Below are 11168 nucleotides of genomic sequence, written 5' to 3'. Positions count from 1 at the left end.
TCGTCATGCTCTTGAATGAAGAACGGCCCGGCCGAAAAATCGACCGGGCCGTCAAGGCCCTACCTCATCGTTACACCGTTCGTGTCCTGAAGAAGGACCTTAACTGAACGGCATTACGCCCGCGGGCGTCCTTTTTTTTATCGCTCAGGCCCCGGCAGCGGGGGTGCCCTCGACACTGGCGGGAGGAAGCATGGGCAGGCGAACCGTGAACGTGGTGCCGGCATCGATCTCGGACTCGACGTCGATGCGTCCGCCGTGCTTGCTGACGGTGCTATACGAAAGCGACAGGCCCAGCCCGGTACCGCTGCCCACCGGCTTGGTCGTGAAGAAGGGCTCGAAGATGCGATTCAGGTTCTGCTGCGGGATGCCGCAGCCGGTGTCGCTGACGGCCACCCACACCCAGTCGCCATCGACGCCGGTGCTGATGGTAATGACGCCGCGTTCGCGAATCGCGTGGGCGGCATTGACCAGCAGGTTCATGAAGACCTGGTTCAGTTGCGAAGGCAGGCAGGTGACGAAAGGCAGGCTGCCATAGCGTTTCTCGACCGTCGCCTTGTACTTGATCTCGTTGGCGACGATATTCAATGTGCTGTCGATACCGGCGTGCAGGTCGGCGCTCTGCCAGTCGGTCTCGCCCATGTGCGAAAAATCCTTGAGCGCCTGGACGATTTCGCGCACCCGCTTCAGGCCGTCGAGCGACTCCGCCACCAGGTCGGCGACATCGTCCTTCAGGAAGGCCAGGTCCGTTTCGCGCGCGATGGCCTCGAAACGCGCCTCCAGCACGCTGCCCGGCGCCGCCTGCTTGACCGCCCTGCCGTGGGCCGCCACCACTGCCAGCAGCGTGTTGAGGTAGCGTTTCAGCGAGCCCATGTTGCTGTTGACGAAGCCCAGGGGATTATTGATCTCGTGGGCAACGCCTGCGGCCAGCTGGCCGATGGACGCCATCTTTTCGGACTGGAGCAGCTGCTCGTGCGCTTCGCGCAAGCGTGCGATCAGGCCTTCCTGCTCCTGCTCCATGTGCTTGCGCGCACTGATGTCGCTGAGCGAGCCGATCACCTCGATGGGCGTCCCATGCTCGTCGCGGATCAGGCGCAGCTGGTCGTGCATCCACAGGTACTCTCCGCTGGCAGAGCGAAACCGGTATTCATAGGTCCGCTCGCCCTCGACGAACAGCTGGGCCAGGCTGGAGAATATATTCGGTGCGTCTTCGGGGTGAATATGGTCGAACCAGAAGTTCGGATCGGCCAGCATGTCCTCGGGCCGGTGGCCGAGCACGCGGTAGGCATTCTTGCTGACGAAGGTCAGCTTGAAGTCGCCGGTGGGGACCGCACTGTAGACAATCGCCGGGGTGTTGTCGATCAGGTATTGCAGGCGAACCAGGGGCGACGTTTCCGCGACCGGGCGCGGTGGCGGGGTCGAATCGAAAGACTCGAATTCTTCAAACATCGTTTCCATGGCTAGCTCGACGGGATATTGGCTGACTCCATTATCCCGACGAATATGCCCATATCGACATTTTCTTTGCTTAAACGAAACAGTTAGCGGTGTTCGCTATGGCGTCGCTACAACAGGCCGCAAGCTTCAGCCGTCGAGTCTTTGCAGCGACGCCAGGAACTTGCGCGCGTCCTGGTAGCCGATCACCCGGCTGTCCGGGATTTCCTGCCCTTCCCTGTCGAACAGGATGATCCCGGGCGGCCCGAACAGCTTGAAGCGCTTCAGCATCGCCTTGTCCTGCGCATCGTTGGCGGTGACGTCGACCTGCAGCAGGAGCGTATTGGCGAGCTTCGCCTGCACCGCCGGGTCGACGAAAGTCAGCTTCTCCATCTCCTTGCAGGACACGCACCAGTCGGCATAGAAATCGAGCATGACGGTCTTGCCGCCGGTGTTGGCCAGCTCACGGTCGAGGTCGTCCACGCTCTTGATGCGCTTGAACACCAGGCCCTGGTGGGCCCCGCCGGTCAGGTGGGCCAGCGGTGCCAGCGCGTCGCGCCCGCCGCTCGCGGCGCCGACCAGCTGCACCGCCCCCAGCACGGCGAAGGCCGCGCCGGCGGCCATCGAGGCCCAGTGGCGGTGCCGGCGCATCAGGTAGACGCCGTAGCCGAGCAGCAGCGCGGCCCAGCCCAGCATCTGCACCAGGGGCGGCAGCACCGGCGACACCAGCCACAGGGCCATCGCCAGCATCAACACGCCAAACAGGCGCTTGACCGATTCCATCCAGGCGCCGGCACGCGGCAGCAGCGAGCCGGCCGAGACGCCGACCAGCAGCAGCGGGATGCTCATGCCGACCGCCATCGCGAACAGGGCCGCGCCACCGATCACCACGTCGCGGGTCTGGCTGATGTAGACCAGGGCGCCGGCCAGCGGCGCGGCCACGCAGGGACCGACGATCAGGGCCGAAATGGCCCCCATCGCGAACACGCCGGCCAGCTTGCCGCCCGACTGGCGGCCGGAAGCGCTGGCGAGGCGGGTCTGCAGCGCGGCCGGCAATTGCAGCTCGTAGAAGCCGAACATCGACATCGCCATCGCGACGATCAGCAGGGCGAAGGCGCCCAGCACCCAGGGTTTCTGGAGAGCCGCGGCCAGCCCCTCCCCGGCCAGGCCGGCGGCGACGCCGAGGGCCGTGTAGACGATGGCCATGCCGAGCGAGTAGGTCGCGGACAGCATGAAGCCGCGCGAGCGGCCGGCCTGGCGGCCTTCGCCGACGATGATCGAGGACAGGATCGGCACCATCGGCAGCACGCAGGGCGTGAAAGCAAGGCCCAGGCCGAGCAGGACGAAGGCGGGGACGATCGCCAGCAGGCGGCCGCCTTCCAGGATGCCGGCGATGCCGGCCATCTCGGAGGGCTGCGCCGCGGGGGCCGTCTCCATGGCTGGCGCAGGCGACATCCGGACTGCGTCGGCGCCGATCGGCAAGGCAGGCGCTGCGGAGCCGCCACCGGCCGCCAGCCGGGCGCTGTGCTCCTGCGGCGGATAGCACAGGCCGGCGTCGGCGCAGCCCTGGCTGCCCGCGGTGAGCGTGAACGGCCCGCTGCCCTCGACCGGGATGCGGATGAGCACTTCACCCTTGTAGGTCTCGACATCCTTCTGGAAGGTTTCGTCGTACTTCACCTTCCCCGGCGGGATCTGCGGCGGTCCGAGCTTGATGCCATTCGCACGGAAAGCGAAGCGTTCGCGGTACATGTAGTAGCCCTCGGCGATCTGGTAGCGCACTTCGACTGTCTGCGGATCGGCCATGCGCGCATCGAAGCGGAAGGCGATCGCGGGATCGAGGAAGTCGTCCGCGGCGCGCGCGCTGCCGGCGCCTGCGATCAGGATCGAGAACAGTGACAGGCAGGCAAGGCGAAAGCGGGCAATGCGGTGGAGCGGATCGAACATGGTGTCAGGGAGTTGTTTTAGCGCACCGGCATGGTACACCGTTTTCGCAGGCGAAAAAAAACCAGGCACGAGGCCTGGTTTTCTTGACGCGGGAAGCGATTACTCGGCGGTCGGTGCTTCTTCAGCCGAGGTGACTTCCGGACGGTCCAGCAGTTCGACGTAGGCCATAGGCGCGTTGTCGCCCACGCGGAAACCCATTTTCAGGATGCGCAGGTAGCCGCCGTTACGGTTGGCGTAACGTGGGCCGAGTTCAGCGAACAGCTTCTGCACCATTTCGCGATCGCGCAGGCGAGCGAATGCCAGGCGCTTGTTGGCCAGGGTGTCGGTCTTGCCCAGGGTCAGGATCGGTTCGATGACGCGACGCAGTTCCTTGGCTTTCGGCACGGTGGTCTTGATGGCTTCATGACGCAGCAGCGAGACGGTCATGTTGCGCAGCATTGCCAGGCGGTGGGACGAGGTACGGTTCAGCTTACGGAGGCCGTGACGGTGACGCATGGTACTTCCTTTCGAGTGTTTAATTCCAGTTCTTCGATCGTCCATGCTTGCGCATGTCCGCGGACCGGTTCTAGGGGTTTAAAACTGCCCGGACAACATTGTCCGGGCAGGTACAGCAATTACTTTTCGAGACCAGCCGGCGGCCAGTTTTCGAGTTTCATACCCAGGGTCAGGCCGCGCGAAGCAAGGACTTCCTTGATTTCGTTGAGCGACTTGCGACCCAGGTTCGGCGTCTTCAGCAGTTCGTTTTCCGAACGCTGGATCAGGTCGCCGATGTAGTAGATGTTTTCGGCCTTCAGGCAGTTTGCCGAGCGGACGGTCAGTTCCAGGTCGTCCACCGGACGCAGCAGGATCGGATCGACCAGCGGAGCACGCGACGGTGCTTCGGCGGCGGCTTCGGTGCCTTCCAGGGCAGCGAACACGTTCAGCTGGTCCACCAGGACGCGTGCCGACTGGCGGATCGCTTCTTCCGGGGTGATGACGCCGTTGGTTTCGATGTTGATGATCAGCTTGTCCAGGTCGGTACGCTGTTCGACACGGGCCGATTCCACGGCGTAGGACACGCGGCGCACCGGCGAGAACGAAGCGTCCAGGATGATGCGGCCGATGGTCTTGTTGGTGTCTTCCGACAGGCGGCGCACGTTACCAGGAACGTAGCCGCGGCCCTTCTCGACCTTGATCTGCATGTCCAGCTTGCCGCCGGCGGTCAGGTGAGCGATCACGTGATCCGGATTGATCAGTTCCACGTCATGCGGCAGGTCGATGTCCGAAGCCAGCACGGCGCCTTCGCCTTCCTTCTTCAGGGTCAGGGTGACGGAGTCACGGTTGTGGACTTTGAAGACCACGCCCTTCAGGTTCAGCAGCAGGTCGACGACGTCTTCCTGGACGCCGTCCAGCGACGAGTACTCGTGCACGACACCGGCGATCGTCACTTCGGTCGGCGCGTAGCCGACCATCGACGACAGCAGCACGCGACGCAGCGCATTGCCCAGGGTGTGACCATAACCACGCTCGAACGGCTCCATCACGACTTTTGCGTGGCCGGCGCCGAGTGCTTCGACATCGATGATACGTGGTTTCAACAGACTGTTTTGCATGAAATGTCCTTTTCAATACCCTCGGCTCGTTACACCGATAAGGCTGATGGCATTAAAGATAAAGCGCCTGCTCGACGAGCAGGCGGTGAAACGAATTTGATGAACGACGGAGGTGGAGGACACTTGAGTTCGTCGCGAGGCCAAGCCTTGCTTGCTGCGCTCGCACACCACCACGTCGTTCCGGCGCAGGCCGGAAGAATGCCAATGGCATTCTTCCGGCCTGCGCCGGGGTGACTTTTGAACGACTCACGTCGCCCAAAAAATCGATTAACGCGAGTACAGTTCGACGATCAGCGCTTCGTTGACGTCAGCAGCGATCTCGTTACGTTCCGGGAACGAACGGAAGGTGCCTTCCATCTTCTTGCTGTCGACCGACACCCAGCTCGGCATGCCGACTTGTTCAGCCAGCGACAGGGCTTCCTGGATACGCACTTGCTTCTTGGCCTTTTCGCGCACAGCGATCACGTCGCCGGTCTTGACCTGGTACGAAGCGATGTTCACGACGTTGCCGTTCACGGTGAAGGCCTTGTGGCTCACCAGCTGGCGCGCTTCAGCGCGGGTCGAGCCGAAGCCCATGCGGTAAGCGACGTTGTCGAGACGGGCTTCCAGCAGCTTCAGCAGGGTTTCGCCGGTGTTGCCCTTCTTGCGCGATGCTTCTGCGAAGTAGCGGCGGAACTGACGCTCGAGGACGCCGTACATGCGCTTGACCTTCTGCTTTTCACGCAGCTGGTTGCCGTAGTCCGAGGTGCGGGCACCCGACTTGACGCCGTGCTGGCCTGGCTTGACGTCCAGTTTGCACTTCGAGTCGAGCGAGCGGCGTGCGCTCTTCAGGAACAGGTCGGTGCCTTCACGGCGCGACAGTTTTGCTTTTGGTCCGATATAACGTGCCACGTTGAATACCTTTTAAAATGAATCACGCCCCAGAGGCATCGCAAGCGATGCGGCAGGCGCTAGTCCGCCGCTGCGTGGCGACGGACGTGGCTTAAAAAACCGCCCGCCGTGAATACGGCAGACGACAAGAGCCGGGCAGTATAACCCAATTCAGGGCACTGCACCGGCCAATCTTGTAAAACACAACGGGGCGCAAGGCCCCGTCGTTGGCTTTTCGCGACGCAGGGTGGTCCGAAAACCGCCCTACCTCAGCGTCAGCGCTGCCGTATTAGATACGACGACGCTTCGGCGGACGGCAGCCGTTGTGCGGAACCGGGGTAACGTCCTGGATCTCGGTGATCTTGATGCCCAGGTTGTTCAGTGCGCGCACAGCCGATTCACGGCCTGGGCCTGGGCCCTTGATGCGCACTTCCAGGTTCTTCACGCCCGATTCCTGAGCGACCTTGCCGGCGGCTTCGGCAGCAACCTGCGCTGCGAACGGGGTCGATTTGCGCGAACCCTTGAAGCCTGCGCCGCCCGAGGTTGCCCACGACAGAGCATTGCCCTGACGGTCGGTGATCGTGATGATGGTGTTGTTGAAGGACGCGTGGACGTGGGCGATGCCCTCGGCGACGTTCTTCTTGACTTTCTTGCGCACGCGGGCTGCTGCTGCGCTGCTCTGTTGCTTGGCCATGGTCGGTTCCTAGATTATTTCTTCAGCGATTGTGCGGCCTTGCGCGGGCCCTTGCGGGTACGTGCATTGGTACGGGTACGCTGACCGCGCACTGGCAGGCCCTTACGGTGACGCATGCCGCGGTAGCAGCCCAGGTCCATCAGACGCTTGATGTTCATGGACAGTTCGCGGCGCAGGTCGCCTTCCACGACAAACTTCGCGACTTCGTCACGCAGCTTCTCGAGTTCGTTGTCGTCCAGGTCCTTGACCTTCTTGTTGGTCGCGATACCGGTTGCGTCGCAGATCTTCTGCGAACGTGGACGGCCAACACCGTAGATCGCCGTCAGGCCGATAACAGTGTGCTGATGATTTGGGATGTTAACCCCTGCAATACGTGCCATTCGTTATTCCTCTTAACCTTGACGCTGCTTGTGACGCGGCTCGACGCAGATCACACGGACCACGCCCTTGCGCTTGATGATCTTGCAGTTGCGGCAGATCCGCTTGACTGAAGCGTTAACTTTCATTTTGCACTCTCTTCGGTTCGTTTACTTTAATGATTTTTACTTGGTGCGGAACACAATGCGAGCCCGGGACAGGTCGTACGGAGTCAACTCCACCGTCACCTTGTCACCCGGGAGAATGCGGATGTAATTCATGCGCATTTTACCCGAGATATGCCCCAGTACCACGTGCCCGTTTTCCAGCTTCACGCGAAATGTTGCGTTCGGGAGATTCTCGAGAATCTCCCCTTGCATTTGGATGACGTCGTCTTTTGCCATTCGGTCTATGCCTTCCTCGCTTATCGCGACGGAATTCCGCCCTTGAAATTCGCCTTCCGCAACAGTGATTCATATTGCTGCGACATGACGTAGTTCTGCACTTGTGCCATGAAGTCCATCGTCACCACTACAACGATCAGAAGCGACGTGCCACCGAAGTAGAAAGGAACTTTCCACTGCGAGGTCATGAACTCCGGCACCAGGCACACCAGGGTGATATAGACTGCACCGGCCAGGGTCAGGCGCATCAGGATCTTGTCGATGTAGCGTGCGGTCTGCTCGCCCGGACGGATGCCCGGAACAAACGCGCCGCTCTTCTTCAAGTTGTCCGCCGTTTCCTTGCTGTTGAATACCAGCGCGGTATAGAAGAAGCAGAAGAACACAATCGCCACCGCATACAGCAACGCGTGGATCGGCTCACCGGTAGTCAGCGAAGCGGCCAGGTCTTTCAGGAAGCCGATGAACGGGCCACTGGCGTCCTTGCCTCGCGTGTACCAGTCGACGATCGTCGCCGGGAACAGGATGATCGACGAGGCGAAGATCGGTGGGATCACGCCGGCCATGTTCAGCTTCAAGGGCAGGTGGCTGGTTTGGCCACCGTAGATCTTGTTGCCGACTTGACGTTTAGCGTAATTCACCAGGATCTTGCGCTGCCCGCGTTCCACGAACACGACGGCATACGTCACGAGCACCACCAGTGCAACGATGATGATCGCGGCGATGCTGCTGATCGAACCGTTCGAAACCAGGGTGAACAGGCCACCCAGGGCCGACGGCAGACCTGCTGCGATACCGGCAAAAATGATGATCGAAATACCGTTGCCAAGACCACGCTCGGTAATCTGCTCGCCCAGCCACATGAGGAACATGGTGCCGGTCAGGAGCGTCGTCACCGTGACGAAGCGGAAGCCCATGCCCGGATCGAGCACGAGGCCAGGCTGCGCTTCGAGCGCGACCGCGATGCCGAACGCCTGGAACAGAGCCAGTGCCACCGTGAAGTAACGGGTGTACTGGGTGATCTTGCGGCGGCCGGCCTCGCCCTCTTTCTTCAGCGCCTCGAGTTGCGGCGAGACGATCGATGCAAGCTGCATGATGATCGAAGCCGAAATGTAAGGCATGATGCCGAGGGCGAACACGGTAAAGCGGGACAGGGCGCCACCCGAGAACATGTTGAACATGCCCAGGATGCCGCCTTCGTTCTGCTTGAACAGCGCTGCCAGCTGCACCGGGTCAATCCCGGGGACCGGGATGTGAGCACCGATGCGGTACACGACCAATGCGCCAAGCAAAAACCACAGCCGACCCCAGGGGAAGCCGGAAGCGGCGCTTTTACCAAGTTGTGAATTAGTCGCCAATTTTTGCTCCGATCAGGCAGGGCCGCAATTAAGCGACCGAACCGCCAGCTGCTTCGATCGCCGCTTTCGCGCCGGCAGTTGCCTTCAGGCCCTTGAGGGTCACCGCTTTGGTGATCTCGCCCGACAGGATGACGCGCACGTCGCGTGCCACCACCGGCAGGATGCCTGCTGCTTTGAGCACCAGGATGTCGATTTCGCCGACAGCCAGGTTGTTCAGGTCCGACAGACGGACTTCAGCCTTGAACGTTGCGTTCAGCGACTTGAAGCCGCGCTTCGGCAGACGACGCTGCAGAGGCATCTGACCGCCTTCGAAGCCGACTTTGTGGAAGCCGCCCGAACGCGATTTCTGACCCTTGTGACCGCGGCCGGCAGTCTTGCCCAGGCCCGAGCCGATACCGCGACCGACGCGGCGCTTGTAGTGCTTGGCGCCGTCAGCTGGTTGAATGGTATTGAGTTCCATTGATTTCTCCGTACGTAAGCCGCGGCTTACGAAACAACTTTAACGAGGTACGCGACTTTGTTGATCATGCCACGCACGGACGGGGTGTCCTGCAGCTCGGAAACCGAGTTGACACGACGCAGACCCAGACCGCGGACGGTAGCACGGTGATCCTGACGGGTACCGATCAGGCCCTTGACGAGCTTGACTTTGACAGTGTTTGCCATGTGTGTTCCCCTTAACCCAGGATGTCTTCAACCGACTTGCCGCGCTTGGCAGCGATGTCGGATGCAGTGCTCATTTTCGACAGGCCGTCGAGGGTCGCGCGAACCAGGTTGTACGGGTTCGACGAACCGGTCGACTTGGCGACCACGTCGGTCACGCCCATCACCTCGAAGATAGCGCGCATTGCGCCACCAGCGATCACGCCGGTACCAGGCTTGGCCGGCATCATCATGACGCGCGAGGCGCCGTGACGGCCCGACACCATGTGGTGCAGCGTACCGTTCTTGAGGGGCACCTTGATCAGGTTGCGGCGGGCTTCTTCCATCGCTTTTTGCACGCCGACTGGAACTTCCTTCGACTTGCCCTTGCCCATGCCGATGCGGCCATCGCCGTCACCGACAACGGTCAGCGCTGCAAAACCCATGATACGACCACCCTTCACCACTTTGGTGACGCGGTTGATCGCGATCATTTTCTCGCGCATGCCATCATCCGGCTTGTCGCTTTGCATTTTTGCTTGCATTTTTGCCATGACGATTCTTCCTTAGAACTTCAGACCGGCTTCACGCGCGGCTTCCGCCAGCGCCTTCACACGGCCGTGGTAACGGAAACCCGAGCGGTCGAACGCAACTTCGGTGATTCCTGCTTTCAGTGCTTTTTCAGCGACGCGCTTGCCGACCAGGGCAGCAGCGGCAGCGTTGCCGCCGGCGCCAGTCTTGCCAGCCAGTTCAGCGCGGACTTCTGCTTCCAGCGTCGAGGCCGACACCAGCACCTTTGCGTCCGGGCTGATCAGGTTCGCATAGATGTGCAGGTTGGTGCGGTGAACCGACAGACGGTTCACGCCCAGCTGGGCGATCTTGATGCGGGTTTGACGTCCGCGACGCAGACGCGATTGTTTCTTGTCCATGTCAGCTCCGATTATTTCTTCTTGGTTTCTTTAAGCTTCACCACTTCGTCCGAATAACGGACACCCTTGCCCTTGTAAGGCTCAGGCGAGCGGTAAGCGCGCACTTCAGCAGCCACTTGGCCGACCTTTTGACGATCGATACCCTTGATCAGGATTTCGGTCGGGGTCGGGGTGGTTGCAGTGATGCCTTCCGGCATCGCGTGCAGCACCGGGTGCGAGAAGCCCAGCGACAGGTTCAGGGCGTTGCCCTGCACAGCTGCCTTGTAGCCCACGCCCACCAGGTTGAGCTTCTTCTCGAAGCCCTTGGTGACGCCGGTAACCATGTTGTTGACCAGGGCGCGCAGGGTACCCGACATGGCGTTCGATTCACGCGAATCGTTCACCACGTCGAAAGTCAGCGTGCCGTTGTTGTTTTCCACTTTGACCAGGCCGTTCAGCGGCTGGGTCAGGGTGCCGAGCGGGCCCTTGACGGTGATCGACGACGCGTTGATCGCGACATCGGTACCTGCCGGGACGGCGATTGGCATCTTAGCTACTCGAGACATGTTTACTCCTTAAGCCACGTAGCACAGCACTTCGCCACCGACGCCGGTAGCACGTGCCTTGCGGTCAGTCATGACGCCTTGCGGGGTCGAGACGATTGCCACGCCCAGGCCATTCATGACCGACGGGATTTCGTTCTTGCCCTTGTAGACGCGCAGGCCAGGACGGGACACGCGCTCGATGCGCTCGATGACCGGACGGCCGGTGTAATACTTCAAACCGATTTTCAGTTCCGACTTGCCACCTTCGGTGGTCACGGCGAAATCTTCAATGTAACCCTCGTCCTTCAGGACGTTGGCAATGGCAACCTTGACTTTCGACGACGGCATTGCAACCGTGGTTTTCTGGACAACTTGTGCGTTGCGAATGCGGGTCAGCATATCGGCGATAGGATCGCTCATACTCAT

General features: G+C 61.2%; 16 protein-coding genes. All 16 read right to left on the bottom strand.

All coding sequences use genetic code 11. The annotated features are described in order from the left end of the window. Positions 1 to 144: 144 nt before the first annotated feature. The 16 genes from AC56LK_RS11495 to rpsH all read right to left on the bottom strand — a co-directional run bounded on the left by AC56LK_RS11495 (position 145) and on the right by rpsH (position 11168). The gene (locus AC56LK_RS11495; protein ID WP_497184648.1) at positions 145 to 1446 is read right to left on the bottom strand and encodes an ATP-binding protein; all 1302 of its coding nucleotides are present in this window, start codon (positions 1444 to 1446) and stop codon (positions 145 to 147) included. 135 nt (positions 1447 to 1581) lie between these two features. Beyond that, complete coding sequence (dsbD, locus tag AC56LK_RS11490) at positions 1582 to 3375, bottom strand: protein-disulfide reductase DsbD (protein ID WP_497184641.1); 1794 nt, start codon at positions 3373 to 3375, stop codon at positions 1582 to 1584. A gap of 99 nt (positions 3376 to 3474) precedes the next feature. Beyond that, positions 3475 to 3870, bottom strand: a complete 396-nt coding sequence (gene rplQ / locus AC56LK_RS11485; RefSeq protein WP_005663400.1) for a 50S ribosomal protein L17 — start codon at positions 3868 to 3870, stop codon at positions 3475 to 3477. 119 nt (positions 3871 to 3989) lie between these two features. Then, the gene (locus AC56LK_RS11480) at positions 3990 to 4967 is read right to left on the bottom strand and encodes a DNA-directed RNA polymerase subunit alpha (protein ID WP_005663401.1); all 978 of its coding nucleotides are present in this window, start codon (positions 4965 to 4967) and stop codon (positions 3990 to 3992) included. A gap of 267 nt (positions 4968 to 5234) precedes the next feature. After that, positions 5235 to 5858: a 30S ribosomal protein S4 gene (gene rpsD / locus AC56LK_RS11475; protein WP_436107902.1), complete on the bottom strand. Its 624-nt coding sequence runs from the start codon at positions 5856 to 5858 to the stop codon at positions 5235 to 5237. A gap of 268 nt (positions 5859 to 6126) precedes the next feature. After that, the gene (gene rpsK, locus AC56LK_RS11470; RefSeq protein WP_005663404.1) at positions 6127 to 6531 is read right to left on the bottom strand and encodes a 30S ribosomal protein S11; all 405 of its coding nucleotides are present in this window, start codon (positions 6529 to 6531) and stop codon (positions 6127 to 6129) included. A gap of 14 nt (positions 6532 to 6545) precedes the next feature. Next, positions 6546 to 6911, bottom strand: coding sequence for a 30S ribosomal protein S13 (gene rpsM, locus AC56LK_RS11465; RefSeq protein WP_056337616.1), 366 nt, complete (start codon positions 6909 to 6911; stop codon positions 6546 to 6548). Between the two features lie 12 nt (positions 6912 to 6923). Continuing rightward, positions 6924 to 7037, bottom strand: a complete 114-nt coding sequence (gene rpmJ, locus AC56LK_RS11460; protein WP_005663407.1) for a 50S ribosomal protein L36 — start codon at positions 7035 to 7037, stop codon at positions 6924 to 6926. A 36-nt stretch (positions 7038 to 7073) separates the two neighbouring features. After that, the gene (gene infA / locus AC56LK_RS11455; RefSeq protein WP_005663428.1) at positions 7074 to 7292 is read right to left on the bottom strand and encodes a translation initiation factor IF-1; all 219 of its coding nucleotides are present in this window, start codon (positions 7290 to 7292) and stop codon (positions 7074 to 7076) included. Between the two features lie 20 nt (positions 7293 to 7312). Further along, on the bottom strand, positions 7313 to 8647 hold the full coding sequence (gene secY, locus AC56LK_RS11450) for a preprotein translocase subunit SecY (RefSeq protein WP_497184640.1): 1335 nt from the start codon (positions 8645 to 8647) through the stop codon (positions 7313 to 7315). Positions 8648 to 8675: 28 nt separating this feature from the next. Beyond that, complete coding sequence (gene rplO / locus AC56LK_RS11445; protein WP_497184639.1) at positions 8676 to 9107, bottom strand: 50S ribosomal protein L15; 432 nt, start codon at positions 9105 to 9107, stop codon at positions 8676 to 8678. Positions 9108 to 9133: 26 nt separating this feature from the next. Then, positions 9134 to 9313 carry a 50S ribosomal protein L30 gene (gene rpmD / locus AC56LK_RS11440; RefSeq protein ID WP_036246278.1) on the bottom strand — a complete coding sequence of 60 codons (180 nt, stop codon included), beginning with the start codon at positions 9311 to 9313 and terminating at the stop codon, positions 9134 to 9136. Between the two features lie 11 nt (positions 9314 to 9324). Beyond that, entirely contained in the window at positions 9325 to 9843 is a 519-nt protein-coding gene (gene rpsE / locus AC56LK_RS11435) for a 30S ribosomal protein S5 (RefSeq protein WP_436107905.1), read from the bottom strand. 12 nt (positions 9844 to 9855) lie between these two features. After that, a complete protein-coding gene (gene rplR / locus AC56LK_RS11430; protein ID WP_005663438.1) occupies positions 9856 to 10218 on the bottom strand; it encodes a 50S ribosomal protein L18 in 363 nt (120 codons plus the stop codon). Positions 10219 to 10229: 11 nt separating this feature from the next. Continuing rightward, positions 10230 to 10763 carry a 50S ribosomal protein L6 gene (rplF, locus tag AC56LK_RS11425; protein WP_436107906.1) on the bottom strand — a complete coding sequence of 178 codons (534 nt, stop codon included), beginning with the start codon at positions 10761 to 10763 and terminating at the stop codon, positions 10230 to 10232. Between the two features lie 9 nt (positions 10764 to 10772). Then, on the bottom strand, positions 10773 to 11168 hold the full coding sequence (gene rpsH / locus AC56LK_RS11420; protein WP_436107907.1) for a 30S ribosomal protein S8: 396 nt from the start codon (positions 11166 to 11168) through the stop codon (positions 10773 to 10775).

The sequence above is a fragment of the Telluria sp. ZB4P36 genome, assembly GCF_059685865.1.
Note: the sequence above shows the minus strand (reverse complement) of the source record. Positions and strands in the feature narration are given on the sequence as shown.

What these genes read in the sequence shown, in the direction of transcription:
- AC56LK_RS11495 (WP_497184648.1), bottom strand. Translation starts at nt 1,446, where the DNA reads ATGTTTGAAGAATTCGAGTCTTTCGATTCGACCCCGCCACCGCGCCCG.
- dsbD (WP_497184641.1), bottom strand. Translation starts at nt 3,375, where the DNA reads ATGTTCGATCCGCTCCACCGCATTGCCCGCTTTCGCCTTGCCTGCCTG.
- rplQ (WP_005663400.1), bottom strand. Translation starts at nt 3,870, where the DNA reads ATGCGTCACCGTCACGGCCTCCGTAAGCTGAACCGTACCTCGTCCCAC.
- AC56LK_RS11480 (WP_005663401.1), bottom strand. Translation starts at nt 4,967, where the DNA reads ATGCAAAACAGTCTGTTGAAACCACGTATCATCGATGTCGAAGCACTC.
- rpsK (WP_005663404.1), bottom strand. Translation starts at nt 6,531, where the DNA reads ATGGCCAAGCAACAGAGCAGCGCAGCAGCAGCCCGCGTGCGCAAGAAA.
- rpsM (WP_056337616.1), bottom strand. Translation starts at nt 6,911, where the DNA reads ATGGCACGTATTGCAGGGGTTAACATCCCAAATCATCAGCACACTGTT.
- rpmJ (WP_005663407.1), bottom strand. Translation starts at nt 7,037, where the DNA reads ATGAAAGTTAACGCTTCAGTCAAGCGGATCTGCCGCAACTGCAAGATC.
- infA (WP_005663428.1), bottom strand. Translation starts at nt 7,292, where the DNA reads ATGGCAAAAGACGACGTCATCCAAATGCAAGGGGAGATTCTCGAGAAT.
- rplO (WP_497184639.1), bottom strand. Translation starts at nt 9,107, where the DNA reads ATGGAACTCAATACCATTCAACCAGCTGACGGCGCCAAGCACTACAAG.
- rpmD (WP_036246278.1), bottom strand. Translation starts at nt 9,313, where the DNA reads ATGGCAAACACTGTCAAAGTCAAGCTCGTCAAGGGCCTGATCGGTACC.
- rpsE (WP_436107905.1), bottom strand. Translation starts at nt 9,843, where the DNA reads ATGGCAAAAATGCAAGCAAAAATGCAAAGCGACAAGCCGGATGATGGC.
- rplR (WP_005663438.1), bottom strand. Translation starts at nt 10,218, where the DNA reads ATGGACAAGAAACAATCGCGTCTGCGTCGCGGACGTCAAACCCGCATC.
- rplF (WP_436107906.1), bottom strand. Translation starts at nt 10,763, where the DNA reads ATGTCTCGAGTAGCTAAGATGCCAATCGCCGTCCCGGCAGGTACCGAT.
- rpsH (WP_436107907.1), bottom strand. Translation starts at nt 11,168, where the DNA reads ATGAGTATGAGCGATCCTATCGCCGATATGCTGACCCGCATTCGCAAC.